General features: G+C 63.3%; 24 protein-coding genes and 1 pseudogene. 20 read left to right on the top strand and 5 right to left on the bottom strand.

Going from position 1 to position 24338, the window contains the following annotated elements:
* Positions 1 to 6: 6 nt before the first annotated feature.
* The 5 genes from ACM0M4_RS15935 to ACM0M4_RS15915 all read left to right on the top strand — a co-directional run bounded on the left by ACM0M4_RS15935 (position 7) and on the right by ACM0M4_RS15915 (position 5108).
* The gene (locus ACM0M4_RS15935; RefSeq protein WP_003120261.1) at positions 7 to 1086 is read left to right on the top strand and encodes an LLM class flavin-dependent oxidoreductase; all 1080 of its coding nucleotides are present in this window, start codon (positions 7 to 9) and stop codon (positions 1084 to 1086) included.
* Positions 1083 to 2363, top strand: coding sequence for an MFS transporter (locus ACM0M4_RS15930; protein WP_003118514.1), 1281 nt, complete (start codon positions 1083 to 1085; stop codon positions 2361 to 2363). Before ACM0M4_RS15935 ends, ACM0M4_RS15930 begins: the two co-directional genes overlap by 4 nt.
* Complete coding sequence (locus tag ACM0M4_RS15925) at positions 2350 to 3543, top strand: MFS transporter (protein WP_010794128.1); 1194 nt, start codon at positions 2350 to 2352, stop codon at positions 3541 to 3543. Before ACM0M4_RS15930 ends, ACM0M4_RS15925 begins: the two co-directional genes overlap by 14 nt.
* A 102-nt stretch (positions 3544 to 3645) precedes the next feature.
* Positions 3646 to 4155: a sigma-70 family RNA polymerase sigma factor gene (locus ACM0M4_RS15920; RefSeq protein WP_003107976.1), complete on the top strand. Its 510-nt coding sequence runs from the start codon at positions 3646 to 3648 to the stop codon at positions 4153 to 4155.
* Positions 4152 to 5108 (top strand): FecR family protein, encoded by a 957-nt coding sequence (locus ACM0M4_RS15915; protein WP_003118512.1) that lies wholly within the window; start codon positions 4152 to 4154, stop codon positions 5106 to 5108. Before ACM0M4_RS15920 ends, ACM0M4_RS15915 begins: the two co-directional genes overlap by 4 nt.
* Before the next feature lies 1 nt (position 5109).
* Here ACM0M4_RS15915 and ACM0M4_RS15910 read toward each other — a convergent pair whose 3' ends face one another.
* Together ACM0M4_RS15910 and ACM0M4_RS15905 are read right to left on the bottom strand one after the other, a co-directional pair.
* Positions 5110 to 5955: a CmcJ/NvfI family oxidoreductase gene (locus tag ACM0M4_RS15910; protein WP_023089856.1), complete on the bottom strand. Its 846-nt coding sequence runs from the start codon at positions 5953 to 5955 to the stop codon at positions 5110 to 5112.
* A 148-nt stretch (positions 5956 to 6103) separates the two neighbouring features.
* Entirely contained in the window at positions 6104 to 7138 is a 1035-nt protein-coding gene (locus ACM0M4_RS15905) for an AraC family transcriptional regulator (RefSeq protein ID WP_003114843.1), read from the bottom strand.
* A gap of 146 nt (positions 7139 to 7284) precedes the next feature.
* Between ACM0M4_RS15905 and ACM0M4_RS15900 the strand changes: the two genes are divergently transcribed.
* Genes ACM0M4_RS15900 through ACM0M4_RS15890 form a run of 3 tightly spaced genes read left to right on the top strand, consistent with a single transcriptional unit; the run spans position 7285 to position 10440 of the window.
* Positions 7285 to 8760: a flavin-containing monooxygenase gene (locus tag ACM0M4_RS15900; RefSeq protein WP_003107859.1), complete on the top strand. Its 1476-nt coding sequence runs from the start codon at positions 7285 to 7287 to the stop codon at positions 8758 to 8760.
* 10 nt (positions 8761 to 8770) lie between these two features.
* Positions 8771 to 9700: an alpha/beta hydrolase gene (locus ACM0M4_RS15895; RefSeq protein ID WP_003142502.1), complete on the top strand. Its 930-nt coding sequence runs from the start codon at positions 8771 to 8773 to the stop codon at positions 9698 to 9700.
* Complete coding sequence (locus ACM0M4_RS15890) at positions 9685 to 10440, top strand: SDR family oxidoreductase (protein WP_073652833.1); 756 nt, start codon at positions 9685 to 9687, stop codon at positions 10438 to 10440. Before ACM0M4_RS15895 ends, ACM0M4_RS15890 begins: the two co-directional genes overlap by 16 nt.
* Before the next feature lie 220 nt (positions 10441 to 10660).
* On the opposite strand, the gene mdrR2 is transcribed toward ACM0M4_RS15890, so the two are convergent.
* Positions 10661 to 12094: a transcriptional regulator MdrR2 gene (mdrR2, locus tag ACM0M4_RS15885; protein WP_003106149.1), complete on the bottom strand. Its 1434-nt coding sequence runs from the start codon at positions 12092 to 12094 to the stop codon at positions 10661 to 10663.
* A gap of 132 nt (positions 12095 to 12226) precedes the next feature.
* Here mdrR2 and ACM0M4_RS15880 point away from each other — a divergent pair, with 132 nt between their 5' ends.
* The 6 genes from ACM0M4_RS15880 (at position 12227) to ACM0M4_RS15855 (ending at position 17462) form a co-directional block, all read left to right on the top strand.
* The gene (locus tag ACM0M4_RS15880) at positions 12227 to 13117 is read left to right on the top strand and encodes a DMT family transporter (protein ID WP_003120268.1); all 891 of its coding nucleotides are present in this window, start codon (positions 12227 to 12229) and stop codon (positions 13115 to 13117) included.
* A gap of 1 nt (position 13118) precedes the next feature.
* A complete protein-coding gene (locus ACM0M4_RS15875) occupies positions 13119 to 13577 on the top strand; it encodes a Mov34/MPN/PAD-1 family protein (protein ID WP_003106151.1) in 459 nt (152 codons plus the stop codon).
* A gap of 22 nt (positions 13578 to 13599) precedes the next feature.
* Positions 13600 to 15018 carry a molybdopterin-synthase adenylyltransferase MoeB gene (gene moeB, locus ACM0M4_RS15870; RefSeq protein WP_023093515.1) on the top strand — a complete coding sequence of 473 codons (1419 nt, stop codon included), beginning with the start codon at positions 13600 to 13602 and terminating at the stop codon, positions 15016 to 15018.
* An 18-nt stretch (positions 15019 to 15036) separates the two neighbouring features.
* Positions 15037 to 15954, top strand: coding sequence for a PLP-dependent cysteine synthase family protein (locus ACM0M4_RS15865; RefSeq protein WP_003106153.1), 918 nt, complete (start codon positions 15037 to 15039; stop codon positions 15952 to 15954).
* 81 nt (positions 15955 to 16035) lie between these two features.
* The gene (locus tag ACM0M4_RS15860) at positions 16036 to 16731 is read left to right on the top strand and encodes a serine O-acetyltransferase (RefSeq protein WP_003120270.1); all 696 of its coding nucleotides are present in this window, start codon (positions 16036 to 16038) and stop codon (positions 16729 to 16731) included.
* On the top strand, positions 16728 to 17462 hold the full coding sequence (locus ACM0M4_RS15855) for an alanyl-tRNA editing protein (RefSeq protein WP_003450502.1): 735 nt from the start codon (positions 16728 to 16730) through the stop codon (positions 17460 to 17462). Before ACM0M4_RS15860 ends, ACM0M4_RS15855 begins: the two co-directional genes overlap by 4 nt.
* A 91-nt stretch (positions 17463 to 17553) precedes the next feature.
* Here ACM0M4_RS15855 and ACM0M4_RS15850 read toward each other — a convergent pair whose 3' ends face one another.
* On the bottom strand, positions 17554 to 17952 hold the full coding sequence (locus tag ACM0M4_RS15850; protein WP_003106156.1) for a four-helix bundle copper-binding protein: 399 nt from the start codon (positions 17950 to 17952) through the stop codon (positions 17554 to 17556).
* A 170-nt stretch (positions 17953 to 18122) separates the two neighbouring features.
* Here ACM0M4_RS15850 and ACM0M4_RS15845 point away from each other — a divergent pair.
* Positions 18123 to 18377, top strand: a pseudogene (locus ACM0M4_RS15845) (thiamine pyrophosphate-binding protein); the annotation flags it as partial.
* Between the two features lie 123 nt (positions 18378 to 18500).
* On the opposite strand, the gene ACM0M4_RS15840 reads toward ACM0M4_RS15845, so the two are convergent.
* Positions 18501 to 18845 (bottom strand): hypothetical protein, encoded by a 345-nt coding sequence (locus ACM0M4_RS15840; RefSeq protein WP_003150332.1) that lies wholly within the window; start codon positions 18843 to 18845, stop codon positions 18501 to 18503.
* 2453 nt (positions 18846 to 21298) lie between these two features.
* Between ACM0M4_RS15840 and ACM0M4_RS15835 the strand changes: the two genes are divergently transcribed.
* The 5 genes from ACM0M4_RS15835 to ACM0M4_RS15815 all read left to right on the top strand — a co-directional run bounded on the left by ACM0M4_RS15835 (position 21299) and on the right by ACM0M4_RS15815 (position 24315).
* Entirely contained in the window at positions 21299 to 21952 is a 654-nt protein-coding gene (locus ACM0M4_RS15835) for a hypothetical protein (RefSeq protein ID WP_003150333.1), read from the top strand.
* Entirely contained in the window at positions 21949 to 22179 is a 231-nt protein-coding gene (locus ACM0M4_RS15830) for a hypothetical protein (RefSeq protein WP_128571766.1), read from the top strand. Before ACM0M4_RS15835 ends, ACM0M4_RS15830 begins: the two co-directional genes overlap by 4 nt.
* Before the next feature lie 173 nt (positions 22180 to 22352).
* A complete protein-coding gene (locus tag ACM0M4_RS15825) occupies positions 22353 to 23006 on the top strand; it encodes a Mor transcription activator family protein (RefSeq protein WP_003150335.1) in 654 nt (217 codons plus the stop codon).
* 193 nt (positions 23007 to 23199) lie between these two features.
* The gene (locus tag ACM0M4_RS15820; protein WP_003150338.1) at positions 23200 to 23643 is read left to right on the top strand and encodes a phage protease; all 444 of its coding nucleotides are present in this window, start codon (positions 23200 to 23202) and stop codon (positions 23641 to 23643) included.
* 204 nt (positions 23644 to 23847) lie between these two features.
* Positions 23848 to 24315, top strand: coding sequence for a Mor transcription activator family protein (locus ACM0M4_RS15815; RefSeq protein WP_174484972.1), 468 nt, complete (start codon positions 23848 to 23850; stop codon positions 24313 to 24315).
* Positions 24316 to 24338 lie beyond the last annotated feature (23 nt).

The raw sequence follows: 24338 nt of genomic DNA, 5'->3' as shown, positions 1-24338 counted from the left end.
CGAACCATGAGCATCGAACTGCGCGGCGGCGTGCGCGCCTCCGCGGTCATCGGCGACAGTGCCTTCGCCCGCCAGGCCGCGCGTTTCCTGCCGGACACCCGCAGTCGCGCGGTGAGCGCCTTCGACATCCAGCAGAAGGCCCGCCTGGAAGAGGCGGACGGCCTCGACGGCGCGCTGTTCACCGTTTCCGCTGCCTGGCCCGACCCCTGGCTGGTCGCCGGCTGGGCTTTGGCCGCGGCGCCGCGCCTGCGCGCCACCGTCGCGCACCGACCGGGGAGCGCCCAGCCGACCGTTGCCGCGCGCGCCCTGGCCACTCTCGACGGCCTGTCCAACGGGCGCGCCGGCGTACACCTGGTGATCGGCTCCAGCGACGCCGACGTGCGCCGCGACGGCGACTTCGCCGACAAGGACGAACGCTACCGGCGCGCCGTGGAGTACCTGGAGGTCTTCACCCGCGCCCTGGAAAGCCGCGAACCCTTCGACTACCACGGCGAGTTCTACCGGCTGGAGGACGCCGGCAGCGGCTTCCTGCCGATCCAGCGGCCGCGCCCGCCGCTATCCGTTGGCGGCTCCTCGGCGCAGGCACAACGCCTGGCGGTGCGCTTCGCCGACGTCTACGCCGGCCACTTCGCCAGCCCCACGCAGACCGCGGAGCTCAAGCGCAGGCTGAACGAGGAGGCGGCGGAGCAGGGACGGCGGCTGAAGTTCTGGAAGCACTTCCAGGTGATCCTCGGCGACAGTCCGGCGGCGGCCCTGGACATCGCCGAGCACTACCGCCAGGCCGCTTTCGAACTGCTTCTGGCACGGCCCCTCGACGAACTGGCGGCATCGCCGCAGGTCGCCCGCGACGGCGAGCGCGACCGGCTCGCCCGGCTGGAGCCGGAGGCCTTGCGCGAATGGGTGGCGAATACCGTGCAGCGCAGCTTCGCCGGGGTGCTGGTGGGCAGCGTCGGCGAGGTGGCGGAACAGATCCTGGCCTTTCATCGCGCCGGCATCGAGATCGTCCAGCTCGAGGCCACCACCGAGAACGCCGAGGACATCCGCTTGCGCCGCCAACTGATCGAGCGCCTGAGGCGCGACGCATGAGCGGCGTCGCCCGCGAGGCCATGGAGGACGTCGCGCCGGCGCCTGGCGTCGGCGAGTTCGGCGTGGCCAGTTGTGGGGTGCTGCTGGCCTCGGTAGTGGGGGTGATCTTCGGCCCCACCGGGCTGGTGATCAGCAGCTTCTCGCTGTTCATCGAGCCGATCGCCGCCGACCTGGACTGGGACCGCGGCCAGTCGGCGCTGCCGGTGACCCTGCTGGGCCTGGCGGTAGCCCTGAGCAGCCCGCTGAAGGGCTGGCTGGTGGATCGCTGGGGCGCGCGCGCCCTGGTCCTGCCGCTGACCGCCGCGCTGGCCCTGTGCCTGGCCAGCCTGGCGCTGGCGCGCAGCGGCTGGCAGCTATACCTGCTGTTCGCGCTGCTCGGCCTGCTGACGCCGGGCAACATTCCCTATGCGCGGATTCTCGGCGGCTGGTTCGAGCGTCGTCGCGGCGCGGCCTACGGCATCCTCGGACTCGGCTTCGGCGTCGGCGGGCCGCTGGCGCTGTACCTGGGCAGCGCCTGCATCGACGCCTTCGGCTGGCGCGCCACCTTCCTCGTCTATGGCCTGCTCGAAGGCCTCCTGGCGCTGCCGCTGCTCTATGCGTTGTTCCGCGAGCGACCCGGCGACCTGCCGCAGGCGCGGCGCACGCCAGCCGACGCGCTGCCCGGAGCGACGCCAGGCCAGGCCTGGCGCTCGGCGGACTTCTGGCTGATCGTCGGCAACCTGATCCTCGGCGTGTTCGCCGTCACTGGCGTGATGGTGCATGGCGTGCCGCTGTTGCAGGAGCGCGGCCTGTCGCGGGAAGTCGCCACCGACGTGCTGGCGGCGCTGTGGGTCGGCATGATCGTTTCGCAACCGGCGCTGGGCTACCTGCTGGACCGCTACGACACCCCGCGCATCGCCTTGCCGTTCGCCCTGCTGGCGGCGCTCGGGCTGCTGCTCCTGCTCCTTGGCGGACCGCCGGCGCTGCTCTGGGGCGCGGTGTTCCTGATCGGCCTGGGCGCCGGCGGCGAGACCGGCACCACCCAGTACTTCGTCAGCCGCTACTTCGGCCTGCGCCATTTCAGCGTGATCTATGGCTCGATCCAGCCCTTCACCTTCGCCATCGCCATCAGCCTGGGGTCCTGGCTGCTGGGTTACTTCTACGACCGCGCGGGCTCCTACGCGGGCTCGACGCTGGTCCTGCTCGGCGCGTTCGGCGTGGCGGCAGGGCTGCTGGTCATGCTCGGGCGCTATCGCTACGCCATCGACGGGGAGGCACGCAGCCATGGGCGAGACTGAACGGAGCAGGGCGGAGGTCGGCGTCTGGCTGCTGGCCGGACTGGCCTTCGTGGTCGGCACGGTGGAACTGGTGGTGGCCGGGGTGCTCGACGAACTGGCCGCCAGTTTCGCCGTCAGCCAGGGCCGGGCCGGGTTGCTGATGAGCCTGTACGCGCTGGTCTATGCGCTGCTCGGCCCGCTGCTGGTCTACCTCAGCGCCGGTATCGAGCGCCGCCGCCTGCTGGCCGGCGCGCTGCTGGCGTTCATCGGCGCCAACCTGGCCAGCGCCGCCGCGCCGAGCTTCGCCCTGTTGCTGGCGAGCCGGCTGCTGGTGGCGGCCAGCGCCTCGGTCATCGTGGTGGTGGCGATCACCCTGGCGGTGGCCATTGTCGCGCCGGAACGGCGCGGCCGGGCGATCGGTCTGGTGTTCGCCGGCATCGTCGCCTCGCTGGTGCTGGGCGTACCGCTGGGCACCCTGATCGGCGAGTTCTGGGGCTGGCGTAGCCTGTTCCTGCTGCTCGCCGGGGTCGCGTTGCTCGGCCTGCCGCTGCTCCTGCGCCTGCTGCCGGCCATCCCCGGCGCGCCCGGCATCGCCCCGGCGGAGCAACTGCGGGCGCTGGCCCGGGGCCGGGTGCCGTTCGCCCACCTGGCATCGCTGTTGCAGATGACCGGCCAGTTCACCGTCTACACCTACATCGTGCCGTTCCTGGTCGGCAGCATGGCCCTCGACAAACCGACCATCAGCCTGGTCCTGCTGGTCTACGGGGGCGGCGGCATCCTCGGCGCGCTGCTCGGCGGACGCGCCGCCGACCGCTGGCCGGGGCCGGCCACCTTCGTCGCCTTCCTGCTCCTGCACGCACTGGCCCTGGTCCTGCTGCCGTTCGCCACCGACGGCCTGCCGCTGCTGCTGGGCGCGGTGGTGTTCTGGTGCGTGTTCAACATGGCGCCGGGGCCGGCGATCCAGAAATACCTGGTGGAACTTAGCCCGGACACCGCGGCGATCCAGATCAGCCTCAACACCAGCGCGATCCAGCTCGGCGTGGCCCTGGGCGCCTTCATCGGCGCGATCCTGGTGGACCAGGTGGCGGTGCGCGCGCTCCCCTGGTGGGGCGCCGCGCTGATCCTCGGCGCCGCCGCCTGCGGCTGGCTGTCCGCGCAGCGGCCGGCGGGCACGGCGGACTGCCGGGAGCGCCTCGATTGATTCCCTACCGCGCGCCACGGGAACAGCCCCGGGCGCCGTTCCTCAACCTCCAGGCTCACTACCGCTATCCGTGGCGTGGCCTGCCAGCAGCGAACGCTTACCATGGATAGCCAAGGCTCCATCAAGAACACCCTGATCGCCCAGTTGTTCCAGCAGAACTACGACTGGCTGTGCAAGAAGCTGTCCTACCAGACCGGCTGTAGCCACAGCGCCGAAGACCTCGCCGCCGAGGCCTTCCTGCAGGTCTGGATGCTCCCCGACCCGGCGTCGATCCGCTCGCCGCGGGCGTTCCTCGCGACCATCGCGCAACGCCTGATGTACGAGAGCTGGCGGCGCAAGGACCTGGAGCGCGCCTACCTGCAGATCCTCGCCGAGGCGCCGGAGGCGGTGCAGCCGTCGCCTCACGAGCAGTGGATGCTGATCGAGAGCCTGCAAGCCATCGACCGCCTGCTCGACGGCCTGTCCGGGCAGGCCAGGGCAGTGTTCCTGATGAGCCAGCTGGAAGGCCTGACCTACGTGCAGATCGGCGAACGCCTCGGATTGTCCCTGGGGCGCATCCACCAGTTGATGAAGGATGCCTTGCACTGCTGCTACCGGGGATTCCAGGAATGAGCGAGAAGCCGGAACGGCAACGCATCGTCGAGGAGGCCATCGAATGGATGGTGCGCCTGCAATCCGGCGACTTCAGCGCCGCCGAGGGCGATGCCCTGGAACGCTGGAAGGCGCTGTCGAGCGAGCATGCCGAGGTGTTCCGGCAACTGCTTGGCAGCCTCGCGCCGCTACAGGACTCGCCCTGGCGCGGCCAGCCGAGCGCTACCGTGCTGCGCGCCCTGGAGCAGCCGTCGAGCCGCCGGCGCTTCGTCGGCGGCGCCCTCGGGCTGTTCGTCCTGCTCGCCGGCGGCGCCGGCCTGGAGCGCTGGGTCCAGGCCGGCATGGGTCTGCCCGGCGAACTGGCGACCGGCACCGGCGAGCGCCGCGACTGGTTGCTGGCCGACGGCAGCCGCCTGCGCCTGAACGCGCGGAGCAAGGCGCGACCGCTGCTCGACGGCGCCCAGCGGCGCCTGGAGCTGCGGCGCGGCGCGATGCGCCTGGAAGTGAAGGAGGACCCGCGCGGCGCCTTCGCCCTCGACTGCGCCGCCGGACGGGTGGACTGCGCCAGCGGCAGCCTGCTGCTGGCCGAGGAGCGCGGGGCGATCCGCCTGGTGACCCTGCGCGGCAGCGCGCGGCTGACCACCGGTGAGGGACGCCAGCTGGCGGTGGCGGCACGACGTAGTCTGCTGTTCGATGCCGGCGGCCTGCTCGAACAGGGCCCGATGCAGGCCGGAGAGGATGCCTGGGCCAGCGGCTGGCTGGAGGTCCACGACCGCTCCCTGGCCTGGGTCGCGGAGGCCTTCCGGCCCTATCTGCCAGGCATCCTCCAGCTCGACGCGGAGATCGCCGGCAACCGCGTCAGCGGTCTGTTCCCGCTGGACGACATGCACACGTCCCTGGACATGCTCGGACGCAGCCTGCCGATCCGCGTGCTGCGCTACAGCGACTACTGGATCAGCCTGCGCCCCGCCTGACTCATTCGTCGAAGAACAGCAGGCAACGCAGTTCGATACTCTGCCGCGGCGGCGCATCGGCCGGGGTGCAGGGATCGTCGAAGGCGGTGTGCGCGCCGAGGCGGGTCTGCGCGTCCTCCCGCGAATCGTAGATCTTCAGCAGCAGCGCTTCCTCCGGCAGCAGGTGCGGGTAGTAGTACCAGCGGTGCTCCGGGTTGGGCTTGACCGAGTAGGTTTCGCCCACCTTGTCGCGGTACACCAGGTCACTGGCCACCAGGTCGTCGAACGCCAGGCTGCGGGCGTCCAGCAACGCCAGCGGCGCGCGCTGCGCCGGGTGGCCGAACGGACGCCACAGGTTGACGATCTGGAAGCGTCCGGCCAAGCGCCGTTCGGCGCGTTCCGCCGGCAGGTGGTCGCGGACCCGGCGCGGCGCCGAGCGCAGGGTCTGGTCGTTGTGCACGTAGCGCACCGGTTCGCGCAGGCCGCGTTCTTCGCGCCCGGCCTGGTCGACGCGCAGCGTGTGGTCGAAGATCACCGCCTCGGCGGCGCCGGTCAGGCGGCGGAGCAGGGCGATGCTTTCCGGGTAGTAGCGTTCACGAACCTGGGCTTCATCCTCGAAATCGCCCACCGCGCTCGCCTCGCGCACCAGTTGGAAACCCTCGCGCTCCAGGCTGGCCGGTTGCGCCAGCAGACGCGCATTGCGGATCGCCACCCGGGTCGGCTGCAACAGCGCGCTGCGCTGCGGCGTCCCGGCGGGGGCCGGATAGGTGTAGGCGACCGGCCGTTGGCCGTTGTCGCGGATATAGTTGACCTCGGCCTCGACCTGCTCCGGCGCGTGCGCCGGCCATGCGTGTTGCTGGCAACCCATGTGTCGTTCTCCCGTTGCCAGCGGAGATGCCTCCGCTGCCGCGCCGCCGGATGCCGCGCGTGAACGGCCAATCTAGCCGCTGGCAGGCGGCGGCGAAACGAACATCGAGCGCTGGCGTCCTGCCTTCGTGGAATAAGCCCGGAGCGGCTCAGGACATCGCGTCGAGTCGTCGCCGCTGGCGATACTGGCGCGGCGTCATGCCTTTCCAGCGCCTGAAGGCATGGCTGAAGTTGGACACCTCGCCGTAGCCGAGGCGCTCGGCGATCTCCTCCAGGCGAATCGCGCCGGTGGCCAGCAGCTCTTCGGCGAGGGCCTGGCGCACCTCGTCGAGCAACAGGCGGTAGCTGCTGCCCTCGTCGTCCAGGCGGCGACGCAGGGTACGCACGGTGAGGTGCAGTTCCATGGCCAGGGTCTGCATGTCCGGCAAGTGGCCGGGCGTCCTCAGCAAGCGGTCGCGGATGCGTCCGGCCAGACCGCCGCGCACCTGGCGGCGGGCGAGCAGGGCGCGGCACTGCTCCTCGCAGGCGCGCGCCACCTCTGGATTGGCGCCGGGCAGCGGGAGGTCGAGGAAGCGCCGTTCGAAGACCACCCGGTTGTCCGCCTGGCCGAACGCCGGGCACAGGCCCAGCTCGCGCACGTAGGGCGCGGGATCGGCGGGCGGTGGGCGGCGGAAGCCGGCGCGGAGGATCGGCAGGCGCTGCCCGGTGAGGTCGCGCTGGATGCGCAGCACGCCACCGGCGTCGCGTTCGAGGAGGAAAATCCGCAGGTCCTCGGGAATGCCGGCGTCGTCGAGCACCAGGTGCGCTTCATCGTCGTGTACCTCCAGGCGGATGCCATGGAAGGCGAAGGTCAGGTCGAGGTAGCGCAGGCCCAGTTGCGCGGCGCTGAGGAAGGTCGGGCTGCTGAGCAGGGCGAAGCCCCAGATGCCGTAGGCGTTGAGGTGATAGCGCAGGCCTGCCGCCAGGCCCGGTGCGCAGGCGTCGCCCAGGTGCCGGACCAGGTTGCGCACTACGCTCAGTTCCTGGGCCGCGTCGATTTCCCCGGAGGGATCGCCGAGCAGGCGGATATCCAGGCCGCTACCTGCCAGGCACTGCTCCAGGCCGAGGCCGCGGTCGATGCCGAACTGGATCAGCAGGTGCGCGCTGATGGCGCTGCGGCGGGGAGACCAGGGCGGAGTGGGCATGGTGGCGTCCGAGGTTGACCGAAAATCACAACTTTATGTCCGGCCCGGCCATAACGCCAGTCGCCCCGGCGAACTAGGATGCTGCCATCCGCCGCTGGGCGGAATCGCGCCGGACGGCGTGGCAAGCAACAAACGGGAGCACAACAATGCACAACGAGTCCCGCCCTGAAGCCCCCTTGCGGGTGCTGGTGGTCGGCGCCGGCTTCGCCGGTCTCGGCCTGGCGATCCGCCTGCGACAGGCAGGCATCGACGATTATCTGGTCCTGGAAAAGGCCGCCGATGTCGGCGGTTGCTGGCGGGAAAACCGCTACCCGGGCGCCGCCTGCGACGTCCCCTCGCATCTCTATTCGTTTTCCTTCGAGCCGAAGGCCGACTGGTCGCGCAAGTTCGCCCCGCAGGCGGAAATCCTCGACTACCTGCGGCATTGCGCGGACAAGTACCGTCTGCGCGAGAAGATCCGTTTCCACTGCGAGGTGGAGGAGGCCCGTTTCGACGCCGGCAGCGGCGAATGGCAGGTGCGCTGCGCCGATGGCCAGACGCTGCGCGCACGGGCCCTGGTCTGCGCCACCGGCCAGTTGAGCCGGCCGCTGCTGCCGCGCCTGCCCGGCCTGGAGCGCTTCCAGGGTCCGGCGTTCCACTCGGCGAACTGGGACGCCGAGGTCGAGCTGGCCGGCAAGCGGGTCGCGGTGATCGGCACCGGAGCCAGCGCCATCCAGTTCGTCCCGCGGATCGCCCCGCAGGTGCAACGCCTGTCGCTGTTCCAGCGCAGCGCGCCTTACGTGATCGCCAAGCCGGACCGCACCTACGCCGACTGGGAACGCCGCCTGAAGGCGCGCTGGCCGTGGCTGCAACGCCTGGATCGGGGGCTCAAGTACCTGCACCACGAATCGCGGATGCTCGCCTTCGCGACCTTCCCGGCGCTGATGAAGGTGATGCGGCTGAGCTTCCATCGTCACCTGCACCGGCAGATCGCCGATCCGCAACTGCGCGCGCGGCTGGTTCCCGACTACCCGCTGGGTTGCAAGCGCATCCTGATCAGCAACGACTATTACCCGGCGCTGGCCAGGAGCAATGTCGAACTGGTCGACACGGGCATTCGCGAAGTCACCGAAGACGCCGTGGTCGGCCGTGACGGCCGCCGGCACGAGGTCGACGCGATCATCTTCGGTACCGGCTTCGCCGCCACCGAGTTCCTCGCCCCGATGCGCATCCTCGGCCTCGACGGACGCGACCTGCGGCAGGCCTGGGCGGATGGCGCGGAAGCCTACAAGGGCATCAGCGTCAGCGGCTTCCCCAACCTGTTCATCCTTTACGGGCCGAACACCAACCTCGGCCACAACTCCATCGTCTACATGCTGGAAAGCCAGTTCCCCTACGTGCTCGGCTGCCTGCGCCAGCTCCAGGAGCAGGGCTTGCGCTACCTCGACGTGAAGCCCGAGGTCCAGCGGCGCTTCAACCTGGAGGTGCAACAGGGGTTGCGCCATACCGTCTGGGAGCGTGGCTGCGACAGCTGGTACAAGACTGCCGCCGGCAAGAACACCAACAACTGGCCGGGCTACACCTTCGTCTATCGCTGGCGTACGCGCCGGCCGGAGCTTGCCGACTATGACCTGGCCCGCTGAAGCGCCCCTGATGTCGCCGCCGCAACGCCTGCGCGCCGGTCTCCTGCGCGGCTGCCTGCGCCTGTTGTTCCGCGGGCTGGTCCGTCCGCCCATGCCAGTGGCGCTGCAACGCGGCGTGTTGCGCGGGCTGAGCCTGGCGACGCTGGGCGCCGGCGGCGTCGTCCGCGAGCGCCGCAGCCTCGCCGGCGTGCCCTGCGAGTGGTTGCGGCCGCGCGGGGTGGAGGCGCGGCGCCGGGTGCTCTACCTGCACGGCGGCGCCTACCTGATCGGCTCGCCGGCGACCCACCGGGCGATCACCACGCACCTGGCCCGGCGCTGCGCCGCCGAGGTCTGCGCGGTGGACTACCGGCGCGCCCCGGAACATCCGTTCCCCGCCGCCCGCGACGACGCCCTGGCGGTCTACCTGGCATTGCTGGAGGCCGGCCATTCGCCGCGCCGGCTGCTGCTCGCCGGCGACTCCGCGGGCGGCCACCTGGCGCTGTCCCTGGCCCTGGAGCTGAAGGCGCGCGGCTTGCCGTTGCCGGCCGGGTTGCTGCTGTTCTCGCCCTGGACCGACCTCGGCTGCCAGCGCCTGCACACGCCGGCGGCCGGCGACCCGCTGCTGTCGCGGGCCTGGCTGGAAAGCGCGGTGCGCCTGCTGCTGCCGGCCGACGCGGAGCCAGGCTCGGCCGCCTTGTCGCCGCTGCATGCCGACCTGGCGGGGCTGCCGCCGCTGCTGGTACAGGTCGGCGAGGACGAACTGCTGCGCGACGACAGCCTGCGCCTGGCGCAACGGGCCGGTGAGCAGGGCGTCGCGGTGCGATTGCAGCGCTACGCCGGTTGCTGGCACGTGTTCCAGGCTCATGCCGGCGTGTTGGCCAGCGCCGACCGGGCGTTGGACGAGGCGGCCGCGTTCGTCGTCGAATGCAGCGCGGAGGGCGACAGGTGCAGAACATCCTGATCACTGGTGCCGCTTCCGGAATCGGCGCCGCCAGCGCGCGTCTGTTCCACCGCCGGGGCTGGCGGGTCGGTTTGCTGGACATCGATGCCGAGGCGTTGCGCGGCTTGGCCGCGCAACTGCCGGGCGCCTGGCACCGCGCCGTGGACGTCAGCGAGCCCGACGCGGTCGGCGAGGCGCTTGCGCAGTTCTGTGCCGATGGCCGCCTGCGCCTGCTGTTCAACTGCGCCGGCGTCCTGCGTTTCGGCCGCTTCGAAGAGGTCGCCCTGGAGGACCACGCGCGGTTGCTGGCGATCAACCTGCAAGGCGTCCTCAACTGCTGTCACGCGGCCTTTCCGTTCCTGCGCGCGACGCCGCAGGCGCAGGTGCTCAACATGGGCTCGGCATCGGGGCTGTATGGCGTACCGGAGATGGCCGTCTACTCGGCCTCGAAGTTCGCCGTGCGCGGGCTTACCGAGGCGCTGGAGCTGGAATGGCGCCGCCACGGTATTCGTGTGGCCGACCTGATGCCGCCGTTCGTCCGCACGCCGATGGTCGCCGGGCAGCCCTACCAGCCGCCGGTGTTGCGTCGCCTGGGGCTGAGACTGGACGCCGAGGATATCGCCGAAGCGGCCTGGCGGCAGGCGCACAGCCGGCGGGTACACCGGCCGGTGGGCGGGTTGTTCACGGCGCTGTACTGGGCTGGGCAGTTGTCTCCGCCGTGGGTGAACCGAGCGGTGATGGCGTGGTTGTCGCGGGGTTAGGCTCTGCGCAGGATGGATAGAACGGATTAAAGCTTGGGTGGGTTTCACGCTGGTTGGTCTAGCTGCTTTTCGTGGCTGCCTCGACTTCTTGTTTCGCCGTCCCAGGCGAGTGAAATCCATGGTAGATCTCGGACCATAGGTATGCCTTAGCCAGGCGCCGGTGCTTATCGCTACCGTTGAGCCCAAGAGTCCTCCTCGGGTGGGACCGTTGCCTCCCGTATCAAGCACGCATCGTCAGCATCTCTTGGGGGCCTTCGCGTAGGAGCGCTGCCAGGACTGCGAAGCCGTCAGATAACGTATTCCCCCCTCCTGGGGAATTGCTGACGCTGATTCGAATGGCCTGGGGAAGCGTACCGCGGCCCGTACTAAAGGCCTCTGCGGTGGTGACAAGATGCTGCTGTCCGCGCATGCCTTGCTCTATTTCGATGGCGCGCCAGGGGGCTGGCACTTCTACCCAGAAATGCGGACAGCATAGATGGCTGCGATAGGTCAGGCCCTGCAGCAGGTCCACAACCAGCGCTTGGCGACGCGCGATTTCCCCTCTCTGGTATTCGAGCAGTGCGCTTGCAGTACCGTCCTCGACCCATCGGCTCGCAATCTCGAGAACCAGTGGTGTCGCCATCCAGCACGAATTGCGAAGCGCTGCTGCCATGCGACTTACCATGGATGCAGGAGCATGAACGTATCCAACCCGCAATCCTGCAGCGACCGCCTTGCTCATGCCACCGATGAGGATGCCCCGCTCAGGCAGCAGATGGCAGAGAGGGGTGGGGCGTTCGGCCATCAATACAGCATGGGTTTCGTCCTCGATGACGATCAAGCCGTGCTCGCGGCAGATCTTCGCGATTTCCTTCCGCCTGGCGCCTGACATCACTGCAGTGGTCGGGTTCTGGATGGTGGGTGTGCAGTACAGGGCGGTGATCCTGTTCGTGCGGCAGGCCTCTTCGAGGGCGTCGGGCAGTAGCCCCTCTTCATCCATTTCCAAGCCGAGCACCTTGATGCCCAACAGTTGCGCGGCACTGATCAGCCCAGGATAGGAGAGCTGCTCCGTTACCAGGGTGTCGCCGGCGCGCAGCATGGCCATAAGCACGACGAGCAGACCGTGTTGGCTGCCATTGACGCACAGAATCTGCTGGTGCTCCGCTTGAAACTCACCGTGAGACAGCCATGTTGCTCCCGCTTGCCGGTGTCGGAGCAGTCCTGTGTCGGGTGTGTAGAGCATTAACTCCTGCAGGAGCTCAGGGGCCGCACTCAATTGCTGAAGGCTGCGGGAAAGCAGTTCGGTCTCATTGCCCGGAATATGCATATTCCGGCTCATGTCGTTGCACATCTCGGTGCTGTCTACGAAATTGCGAAAGCCCGCCTCCCGAGCACGTTCTCGACCGCGGTTGCGGACGAACGTACCGTCGCCGACCCGAGCCTCAACCAGCCCCATGCGCTCCAGCTCACCATAGGCCCGGCTCACCGTGCCCGCGGTCACACCGAGCTTGTCCGCGAGGATGCGATGTGGCGGCAGCTTGACTCCCTGCCGGAGAACCCCATTGCGAATAGATTCTTCGATGCCCTGGGCCAGCCGTTTGTACTTCAGGCCGGGCCCTTCTGGTAGGAAGAATCTGAAAATTGAATCGGTGTCAATATTTGCTTTGACCGGCATATTTTCTCCGAATTAACCTCAAATAAAGAGGTTTGATAAGCAATAAAGGGCGTCAATCAAAGAATAACATGGGGGAAAGACGTGCAACTTATGTCAATTCAAGCTCTGACTATCAACAGGCGGCAGGTACGTGTGGCCAGCCTGGTGACCGCTGTTCTATTTCTAGTGGTGTGTATCAGCTGGGGGACTACCTGGCTCGGCATCAAGATCGCCGTGGAGAGCGTGCCGCCGCTAACTGCCGCCGGATTGCGCTTTCTGATCGCATTTCCGCTTTTCCTGCTCTTTGCGCGGCTGCGCCACGAGACGATCTTTTTCCCGCGGCGACTCCTGGCCTTCTTCGTCTTCGTGACGCTCGGCTACTTCAGCGTGCCCTACTACCTGCTGAACTATGGCGAGCAATACGTCGCTTCAGGTCTTACCGCGCTGCTGTTCAGCAGCATGCCCGTGTTCATCCTGATCTTCTCCGCGATCTTCCTGCGCGAGCGCATCTACCTGTCGCAGATCCTTGGTATTGCGATTGGCTTCGGCAGCCTGTTCATGATCATCAGGTCTCAAGGGCTGCATCTGGACTACACGGAGTTGTTAGGCGTACTTGCCATCCTGCTCGCGGCGATCATGCACGCACTCAGCTACGTCATCACCAAAAGGCAAGGTGCTGACATCGGCGTGATCACCTTCAATACGCTGCCCATTGGCATCGCCGGCTTGGGGCTGTTCATGGCCGGACTCGTGATGGAACACCCGAACCTGTCTGCCGTCACAAGCCGATCTTGGGCTGCCCTGATCTATCTCGGTCTGGTGGCATCAGTCGGGGGATTCATCGTGTACTTCTTCCTGCTCAAGCGTTTGAGTCCCGTTGTGCTGTCGTTCGTCTTCATCATTTTCCCGGTGTTCGCCGTGATCATCGGCGCCTGGTACGAAGGGGTTGCCATCTCTCGCGAGTTGATTGGCTTCACCGTGCTCCTATTGGCTGGATTTGCCATCACCAAGCTTCCCATCGAGAAGCTGCTCGGCAGGAGGTGACATGAATACGAACGTGTTGACCGAGCATGCATTGAGCGTGATCTACAGACACGCCTGCAGGACCTATCCAAGGGAATGCTGCGGATTCGTTCTCGCCGATGCAAAAGTGAAAGAGGGTACGAACATCCAGGATGAACTGCACATGGCTGACCCCCGGAGGTACCCACGCACGGCCGCCAACGGGTACACGTTTTCCGTGACGGATACCGTATTCCTCAACAGCAGCTTCAAGACGTGCAGCCCGGTATCCGTCATCTACCACTCCCACCCGGACGTCGGTGCCTACTTCAGCCGGGAGGATATCGACAAGGCATTGTATGCCGGGGAGCCAATGCTGCCGGTCGACTACCTGGTTGTTGATGTGGCCGCCGGCAACGTTCGCGGCGCAAAACTGTTTGCCTGGCGCAACGGACGCTTTGAATGCACACGAGAGTTCGGGCCATCGAGCCAGGACGAGTAGACATCTGGCAAGGAGCTGAAAAGTGAAGACGGTAATTTTTCCGGAAGTACTGGTACGGGCCGCCCAACTGGAAGGCGGGCGCCTGGAGGGAGCGGGCTTGACGGTTGGCGAGCTGCTGGCAGGCCTTGCCAGGAAGCATTCTTCATTACTCGGGCACCTGTATTACGAAAACGGTCAATTGAAAGAACACTTCCTGCTGACCCACAAAGGTTCGCTAGTCAATCTGGATGGCGAGCTTTCCGATGGAGATGAAGTCGAAGTCATGCTCGCGACATCTGGCGGTTCTGGCGTTGAAGCGTTGAGCGACGAAGAAGTTCAACGCTACGTTCGCCACATCACGTTGCCAGGCGTTGGCAGGGAAGGCCAGCAGCGCCTGAAGCAGGCCAGGGTGCTGATAATCGGAACGGGCGGCCTGGGTTCGCCCGCTTGCCTTTATCTGGCCGCAGCAGGAGTGGGCACCATCGGGCTGGTTGACTTTGACGTGGTGGAGTCGAGCAATCTCCAGCGCCAGGTCGTCCATGGCTATAGCACGCTCGGTATGCCGAAGGTTGAGTCCGCCCAGCGCCGGATGCAGGACCTGAACCCCTACATTGAAGTCGTAACCCACCGTTACGCCATCGACGCGGACAATGCGCAGTCACTGATTCAGAGCTATGACCTGGTATTGGATGGCACCGACAACTTCGCCACACGTTACTTGGTCAACGCGGTTTGCGCCAAGCTCGGAAAACCACTCGTCTTTGGCGCGATCTATCGGTTCGAAGGTCAGGTCAGCGTCTTCAATCTGGAGGGAGGCCCCTGCTACCAATGTCTCTTCCCGAACAATCCCCCGCCTGAGATGGCTCCAAGCTGTAACGCAGGGGGAGTTATTGGTGTGCTGCCTGGAGTGATTGGCCTGCTGCAGGCAACCGAGGCGGTGAAGGCCCTCGTCGGCCTGGGCAAGTCCCTATCAGGCAGACTTCTTCGATTCGACGCGCTGCTCATGCACTTCAATGAAGTGAAGTTCAATCGGCGCGACGATTGTCCGGCCTGCGGCAAAACCGCTGCAGAGAATCCCCGCCACTGGAGGGAGGGATTGCTCTGCCAGGCAAGCGCGGCACCGTCGCAACGACTCGACGACGATCGCTATATCGATCCCGGCTGCCTGTTGCAGTTGATGAAATCCAACAGCGAAAACTATGCCCTTCTGGATGTACGCGACGCGGGCGAGCTCGAAGTGTGCCAGTTGCCGGGGATCGTCCACGTTCCCTTGAACGAACTCGCCAGCCATTTCGCCAATCTCGACTTCAGTAAGCGCTACATCCTCGTGTGCTACGCCGGCACTCGTGCCGAACGCGCGGCCATACAGCTCATGGGGGCAGGGTTCTCCAACGTCCAAGTGCTCGATGGCGGCATGAAGCGATGGGCGAAAGAGATAGAGCAGCACATGCCGATGTACTGAACCATAGGCAGGGAAAGCATGATCTACGATTCGCTACTCGATTTAATTGGCGGGACGCCGGTGATACGGCTGAGCAAATTGTCTGCTCGCCTGGGGGTGAGCGTATTCACCAAGCTGGAATCCTTCAATCCAGGAGGAAGTCATAAGGCGCGTATCGCGCTCTGGATGATTCTGGATGCCGAACGCAAAGGAATCCTGGTGCGCGGGAAAGGGCAGACCATTCTCGAGCCGAGCGGGGGAAATACGGGGATTGGACTGGCAATGGCGGGGAACATCCTGGGGTACCGCGTGACCCTGGTGGTTCCCGACAACTACAGCCCTGACAAGAGACAATTGCTCGAGCTGTATGGCGCTCACGTCGTGCTGTCGGATAGCAGAAAAGGGAACAACTCGCATGGCGAGCTGGCAATCCAGATACTGCTGGAACATCCGGAGTTCGTCATGCTCAACCAGCAGCGCAATCCAGCCAACCCGCAAGCCCATCGCGAAGCTACAGCCCTGGAAATCCTGAGGGACTTTGCAGGCCAGCCACCTCCGGACTTCTTCTTCGCTGGCATTGGAACTGGTGGACATATCACGGGTGTTGGAGAGGTGCTGAGGAACCACTGGCCGGATATGGCCATCTATGGCGTGCAGCCAGAGCAGTGCGACTTGCTCGACGATAGGCACGCACCGCATGAGATTCAGGGACTTTCCATTGGTATCGTGCCGGAAGTCTGCAACCTCGGCATTGTTACTGGCATGGTCGGGGTGTCGAAATCTGCCTGCTTGTCGATGATCCGGGAAGTCCTGCAAAACGACTCTGTGAGCATGGGGTTGTCCTCCGCAGCCAACCTGGTCGCGGTGCTGAACATGGCATCTGCCATGCCGTCAGGCGCTCGTGTACTGACGATGATCTACGATGGCGTCGAGTCATACATGGACGCTTTTCGATGAAGTTGTAGAGCAGAGCACGGCGATAACGCTTGCATGGTCGAAATGAGGTCGCATGCGATGGACAAACTGGTAGGTAATCTGATGCGCGCGGCATTGATGGAGTGCTGCTCACCCCAACTGGTGGAGCGGATAGTCGCTCATTCGATGTTCGAAGAAGCCAGACGTTGGTGCGAGGAAGACCTGCAGGCATTCGCCAGCAAGGATCCAGCCGCACAGGGACGGACATCCGACATTGCGTTTGGCTACAGCTCGTTCAAGGCAGTGCTGCACTACCGGCTTTCCCACATGCTGTGTCTGCGAAGCACATCTGAAGGCGATCCTGAGAGAGCGTTGGAGGCTACCGCGCTCCTGGTCTCCTCTCGTGGAAAGCTCCTGTCGGGCGCGGAAATCCACCCAAGATGCAAGATTGGCAGTCGATTCATCCTGGACCATGGGCATGGCACGGTCATTGGCGAGACAGCGGTAATCGGTGATGACTGTTACATCCTCGGAGGTGTGGTATTGGGGGCAACTGGCATATCGGCTAATCCCGCCGGTAAGCGTCACCCCACCATAGGGAGCCGCGTCCAAATCGGGGCCTTCACGCGTGTACTGGGTGACATCGCTATCGGCGACGATGTGTTTGTCGGTCCGCATTGTGTCATCAAGGACGACATCCCTGTCGGTTCAGTCGTAACCCTGCGTTCTGAACTACAGGTCATCCGAGGCCCCCACATAGTTCAGCAACTACAGCCGGCAGCCACGCAGACCCAAATTCAACCAATGGAGGCATCATGACGCAGACCGCCTCCCTTTTTCTCCAGGACTCCTACCGGGAAGAGTGTTTGGCGAGAATCACCGATCTCGTTGAAGATGGCCTGCTGCTCGACCAGACCGTTTTCTATCCCCAGGGGGGTGGCCAGGCTGGAGACAGTGGTTGGCTGACGCTGGCTGATGGCACGCGGCTCCGGATCGCCGATACACGCAAGGGGACAGAAGCAGGTGCTGGCAGGGATGCCATCCTGCATATCCCAGCTGAAGGCCAGGCAACCGTTCTCCGAGCAATGAAGCCTGGCGAGGTGGTTCTTGCGCAGATCGATTGGGTGCGTCGTTACCGGCACATGCGACTGCATACCGCAGCGCACATGCTCTGTGCTGTCCTGCCCTATCCGGTCAATGGGTGCAGCATCACTGATGAGCATGCGCGCCTGGACTTCGTGACGAGTGAACCGCTGTCCCGCGAGGCCATTGATAGCGCCTTGGCGGCAATGGTCGAGGCAGCACATCCGGTTTCGATCGACACCATGAGCGACGATGCACTGCGGGCTAGGCCAGATCTGGTGCGCACCATGAGTGTCCAACCTCCGATGGGCGCCGGGCAGGTTCGGTTGGTGAGTATTAAAGACACCGACCTGCAGCCTTGCGGTGGAACCCATGTGGCGAATACCGAAGAAGTTGGGGTGGTGCGCGTTTCCAAGATGGAGAAGAAATCAGCGCGCACCCGTAGGGTGGTACTGGTACTGGGTTGAGCGACTACCGTCGACATGGCCGTCGGTTTCCCATTCTACGCCACAGGTCACCCTCGCCACGCCCGGCAGCTCCATGCAATGCCAGAGGGCCTCAGGCCGGCAACAACGGCCGACAGGCCTCGACGAAGCGCCGGCAGGCACCCGCACATTCGCGCTCCAGCGGCTCGTCGCCATCGCAACGCTCCGCGCATGCCAGGGCATAGCGCGCCGCCAGCTCGCAGGCGGCCGGCGCCCATGGGCTGCGGCGCTCCAGCAGCAGAGCGGCGAGGCGGCAGAGGTCGGCGCAGTCGCCGGCGTGCTGGCGTTGTTCCCTGCTGGACTCGGTGCAGAGCGCCAGGTAGCGCTCGCACGCGCGGATGCAGTCCTGGGACGCGAGCCGGCAGCGCTCTTCCGGCGCCTGGACGGCGGCACCGCCGAGCAGGGCGTCGGCGTCGGTTTCCAGCAGGGAGCCGGGGTCTTCGTTTCCGGGATCGTTGATGGCGCGGGTCATGGCGGCACCTCCTGGCGATTGCGCCCATGCGGGCCCTGTTCCTTGGGCCGGTCGACGATGCCGACAGTTCAGTCGATTTCGCCGTCGGCACCGCCGCTCGATTGCCTTGAACCCTCGCCCGCGGCGCCAGTCCTCACTGGTACGACCCCAGACACGACCAGGAGGCGAGAATGTCCAGCACGGTTGCCGATCAATTGCTCGAACGCTTGAGCCAGTGGGGGGTGAAGCGCGTCTTCGGCTACCCCGGCGATGGCATCAACGGGATCATGGGCGCCATGGGCCGGCGCGCCGAGGCATTCGACTATATCCGCGTGCGCCACGAGGAGATGGCGGCCTTCATGGCCGGCGCCCACGCCAAGTTCACCGGAGAGGTCGGGGTGTGCCTCGCCACCTCGGGGCCGGGCGCGATCCACCTGCTGAACGGTGAGAGGGAGTGAGAAAAAGGTTGCCCACCGGGCGCGATAATTTTGGGATTTATTGGGTGCAGCTAGGATTTATTGGGATAGGAAATGAAAAGGATTTTCCATAGATGAAACAGCGGAAATTGATCATTCCGCTGGATCCTCTCCCACCCAATCGAGCAGCTCTTCGGCTGTCTTCAGCAAGCTAATCTTATCGCCTGGCAGTGCGTAGTTCGCAGCCACCATCAGGCACCCAAGGCGAATTGATCGCTCGTCCTGCTGCTGATCACTGATCTGAGCAGGACTCAGACCTGCGGGTCGCCGTTTCGCCTTCAGAAAACGGTGAACCGCTGATCGGGAAGTCTTAACACCTTGCTCAGCGAGCCAACTCACATGGTCGTCGAGCGAGAGACCGGGACAGTCGGAGGCACGGCCTATGAGCATTTCTCGAATATTGGAGGGGGCTTTGTCGATCACAAACGGCCTAGGCATTCTGGCTTCCTTTTTGTTGGATGCCAGCATTACGCAACGGGTTGCGCAGCGTGTCTTTTCGTTTATTCCAAACGCCCAGCCATGTTTGGAAGGGCCTCGGCAGTCGCTTCAGGAGCACGTCTAAATCAGCCGACGTTTTGGAATAGTGGCGAGTAGCCTGGCTGGACCTTCATCCAAAACGGCAAGCGCCTGCCGTTTTCCAGGCGTCGAAACGCCGAACCGTTCGGCATCTATCTTCTGCCAATAGATCGATAGAGATTGTTTCACGCACAGAGGCGAGCATGGTAAGCCGAACCGGTCGGCTAAATTGAGAAATGGCAAGTGGCTGGGGTAGTGGGAAACTGCAGACCGTTCGTGAAAAACTGGTGACGGTCACCGGTTTCCATTCTCGGGAACCCTTGTTTTTACTGGGTGTGTGAAATCATGAACTGGTGACGGTCACCAGAAAAACGCGAACAGTCCGTGAGAAATGGATTCCGTCACCGTGTCGGAAAAACCGCACCTATGCGAAGTGATTGGGACGGTGAGAAACTGCGAACCGTTCGCGAAAAACTAGAAACCGTTTCAACTTCTCCATCACGAAAGCCCAGCAACCATGCGGGTTTGCAGAGATTCAAACTAGAAGCCGTTTCTGAAAACTGCGAACCGTTCGTGAAAATAGAAGTCGTCACCGTGCCGGAATCCCCCCGGCACGGTGCAGACTGGCTAACTGGTCACCGTGACCAGAAAACTCCGGACTGTCTGGAGCGCGAAAGTGAAGCATGTCTCACGCCTCATCCCAGGGAAGGCCCATGTTTGCGCGGGTTGACGGCCATCTCGACTTGAAACGCACTGTAGGTTTTCTCCGGACCGTCCGGAATGGGAAACTGGTCACCGTGACCGGAAACCGCCATACGTCGCAGGCGATTTTGGTAACCGTTACCACCGATGAAGGCCCGTTACCGCATGTCTACTGGGCTGGTCGATAGGAAGAACTGGTAACCGTTACCAGTTTTCCGCGATGTGGGACTAGCGCTCAAGTCGATGTCGGACTGAAGACGGTCTTCAGACCAGTCGAGGCGAAAAGTCGTAACGGTTAGGAAAAAACAAATGCCGGTTATGCGGCCATGACCCAGTAACTCCGGGCCCTCCAACGCAACCAAGTCATCCGAGTGCCCTCAAAAACTCCTGACGGTTACGACTTTTTCAGCGTCGTGACGCTGAAAAAACCGAAGACCGTCTTCACTTCCTTTTTACCGCGACGGTCGCGGTAGTCCACGGAAAAAAGTGCTGACGGTCAGCGGTTCTCTGGCTACAAAGCCCGGAATTACTGGCGTAGTTTGAGGGAGTGGGTGCTGACGTCAGCAGTTTCAAGCTGGGACTGTCCCGGTGAGTCGCTCTTTGCAAATGATGCGACGTCGCATCATTTGCTCCAGGATATTTCCGCACGGTGCGGAGCCAGGGCGAGCCGGAGAGCCTTGATCTTCTGGCAAGGGGGACGGGCTACTCCGCACCGTGCGGAAAAACCAAACCGTTTGGCTCTTCACTGAGTGCCGACGTTGGGAAAAACTCCGAACCGTTCGGAGTCAGTGGTAAGCGGAAACTCAGTACCTATGCGGATTCCAAGGGGCTGAAAATTCCGAACCGTTCGGAGTTTTCGCCAACGTCAGCACCTCGCGAACTCCAAACGGTTTGGAGCTTTCATCTCCGAAAGCGCCAGGAACGCGCCAACGTTGGCGCTTTTGCCAAAGGTCAAAACGGACAACGTTGTCCGTTTTCCACAGCAGACCAGAGGCAGCCAAAATGGCCAGCGCTGGCCGTTTTAGCCTACCCGACAAGGACTCCTGGCAAATGATGCGACGACGCAACATTTGCCTCAGAACTTTTCCACCGGGACGGTCGCGGTGAGTTGCTCATGGCAAATGTCTCGTCGACGAGAAATGTGACTGAAAAATGCTTTTTGGTCATATGTGCCGTCAACGGCACATATGACTCATGGCAACAACCTTGCAGTTTGTGGAGGCCGGTGCTACCTTCACATCGCTGCCGCAAATTCGGCAGCCAGGTTTGGTCACCTGAGAGAATACAGGCGCAACAGCGCCCCATAGCATGCAGGCGCTTTTTTTGTGTTCGCATGCTGCTTTATGGCGGCTGTGCGCGGGGCACCTTCGGGTGCGCCGGGTTCCTGTATCCCCGGTTGACCAACCTGCGTGCAGTCCGCCACCCATCGTTTGGTCACGGTGCTGGCGGTTCCATCCAGATACAGGAGCCGTACCCATGGCGAAATCACACGCCCCCGCTCCGTCCGCGATTGCGGATCGGATCGCCGCTCACCGAGCAATGGCGCTTGCCGCCCTTCGCGCCGACTCAAGTCTCTCCAGCCGTATGAGTCGGTACAACCACCACATGAACTGCGCTCGCTCTCTGGAACTGATCCTGGGTCTGGCTCGCGGCCTGCGCACTGGAGGTGGAAAATGACTGCCACCGTTATCCGTTCCGTGACCATTCTCGGCACCTGCCTGGACATCATCCGTGCCCAGGGCCGGCTGTGGGTTGCAGCGCGGGATCTTGCCCAAGTACTCCGCTACAAATCCGAGTCAACCATAAGGCAGGCTTACTACCGTCACCGGAAACATGAAGCGTTAGAAGGTCATGTAATCAAGGCTATCGTAGGCGGCTATGCAGGCAGTCCTTGCCGTCTTTTTGACGAAGTAGCCGTCATGTTTTTTTGCCAGCGGCGCGACCGTCAATGCGCAATTGAGCTGATGCGCTGGATCGAAGCTGGGGGCATGAGGCTCGACCAGCAACCGCCCTTGCCTGGTGTGCAGGAGATCATCCCGGAAGAGATCGAGTTGGCCGACGCACCAGAGCCGCCGCCCACGGCTACATCGTATTTGGTGCCCTCTGTTGTCGATGTGCTGCAACAGCGCCTGGCCAAGGACAAGGCGTATTGCCGTGACTTGGTGAAAACGATGGTGCGCTACTGCGGCCCGGACGAAGTGGATGATCTGACGGCCATGATCGAGGCGCGAATCTCATCGTATCTGGAAGCCCACAACTGCCCCGGCCTGAATGCCGCCCGCTACGACCTTTATCGGAAGTACTGGCTGCAAGGGGGTGAAAAATGAGCGTGATTAAGAACTCTGGCGCTGACGGAGCTTCAAAGCCCATGCGTAACATGACGATCATTTCATTTCCTGATGAAGTCGCTAGGACTTCGCAGGCACGCCAAGAGTTTGAAATGGAGTTGTCTGTATTGGACTGCATGCTCTATGCGCTGACTACTCAGGTCGAAAAGGTCAGGCGGCAATACAAAGCTTTGTCAGCCCCGCCTAAAAGATCGCGCCGTAAATAATAGTCTCATCACCATCTCAAGCGCCCTTCGGGGCGCTTTTTGTTATAGTCGACCCGCTCGCGCCATCGTATCCTCTCCTAAATCGCTTTGCCTGCCCAATTGTTGAATTCCCGAAAGTTTTTCTTCGTGCCTCTCCATTACTTTTCGGTAATCAAACAAAGGGAACGCGTGGCGTGACAGTTCTTAATCCAATCCTGCAAATAGAACGAACAGAATTACTGCTGGAGATCGAACGGGGCGTCGCTCTGCTGCTGTTCGAGCGCCATGGCTTGGACAAGGCCAAAGCCGAAGATATCGCTCGGCACTACGTGGAAGAGCTTGCTTTCATGTATGCAGGAGAGAATTTCACCATCCCCATGGATTACATTTATCGACGCGCCATGATTGCCCAGGTTCTGCTTAAGGAGTTCGATGGCACCAATTTTGTCAAACTATCTCGAAAATTCAGGGTTCGTGTTAATACCGTTTACGACATCATCAAAAGGTTCAAGAGGCGTGCGAATATAACTCCGGAGCGTACTGAGTTTATGCGGACCTGCGTTGAGAGTATTGCTAATCTGATGGTGCGCAAGCACAATTTTTCTCAACCAGAGGCCGAAAAGATCGGCAATGAGGTGGCCGACTTCATTGCAGATGAGTTTGGCGGAATCCAGTTGGTGCTCCCTTGGGACTATTCACTGAAAACCGCGCACTTGCATGTTGAGCTTCTACGGGAGTTCGACGGCAGCAACGTTCAGGCGCTGGCCGAGAAATATCAGTTGCCTGTCGATGAAATCCAGCGCGCTCTGGATCGATATCGCAACCTTCCGCTGAGGGCATCGGCATGAATTGCCCATTTCGCCGCGGTTGTCCCTCTCGCACCGCTCGGGAGCGGTTTATAAACGCCCTGGCAGCGCCCTCAGCCGCGTTTCCCATGCATCGGTATACGACGGCATGGATTTATCGCTCAGGAGTCTCTACGGGCCTTCCTGCGCAGTTCTCCATTTCCACCCCCACCTATCCAGAAAGAGGCTTCTAGCCATGTCCTTTGCCATTCAGCAGGCCGCAGAGTTCTACATCCCCATCCCCGCCAAACTCAAAGAACCGATCCGGCTCTTACCCTCGGGCAACTTCGTCAGCGTTGGCGGTCGAGGTGGTCGAAAGCAGGACTTCTACCTGAACGATGCCAGCGGCAAGGCGTTGGCGGATCAGGCAACCGCACAGCCGCTACCGTTCAAGGTCAGCTTGGGGATCGATAATGAGGGTGATACGCCGGCAGCCGGCTGGTTCAAGCAACTGGTTTGGCGCGCGGACGGCCTCTATGTCCTCGACCTGGTGCTTGCCAAGCGTGGTGTCTCTGCCGTGGTCAACGATGAATACCGCTACTTCTCTCCGGTGTTCTACGCCGACACCAATATCCCTCGGCAGTTGATCGGACTGCTGATCACCAACGACCCCTCATTGCGCAGCCGCAAGTACGGCTGATAGGAGAATCTATTGACTAGTTCCAACAAGCCCGCCGCAGCACCTCTAACCTGTCGGTTCAATCGCGAGCGCCCGCGCCGATCTGGAGCGACGCCTTGATGAACTGAGCGACAAGCATGCGGAGTTGGGTCACCAGCGGTATGGACTCTCCGATACGGCTATCAGCTTCGACGACTACTGCCAGTTGCTGCGCCAGGAAAACTGATGCCGATTATGCGTTGCTCGCGCTGTAGCGCGCGCTCTGGCGTTCGACCTTTTTCACCCGCTGGCCATATTTTTACCGCGTCCAAAATACTCGGTTGTTTTGATCCGGCAAATATTGATGCCGGTATTCATGCATTGGTGGGTGATGAGATGGCTAAAAGTAAGCGGGCGGAGGTGCGTCGCAACGAATTTCTGGCCGATGTGGCGGATCTGACGATGCGGATTATGAAGCGCTACGGTCTCGATGATTCCCAGGCCCAGGCCGCCGCCGACAACGTGGCCGACGATCTGGCCGAGAGCTGGGGTGGCCAGTACATCACGGTTCCCAAGGACATCAACTATCGGAGCGCTAAACGGCGACAGGCCATCGTCGAAGCGTTCGATGGCTCCAACCATTCTGAGTTGGCCGCTGAGTTCGGGCTGTCGGTCAACTACATCTACAAGATTCTGAAAGGCGCTCAGGTCTAGTAGGCCAGCCACAAGAGGATAGG

It is taken from the genome of Pseudomonas sp. 18-147, from assembly GCF_051048045.1.
GTDB classification, from domain to species: domain Bacteria; phylum Pseudomonadota; class Gammaproteobacteria; order Pseudomonadales; family Pseudomonadaceae; genus Pseudomonas; species Pseudomonas aeruginosa.
Note: the sequence above shows the minus strand (reverse complement) of the source record. Positions and strands in the feature narration are given on the sequence as shown.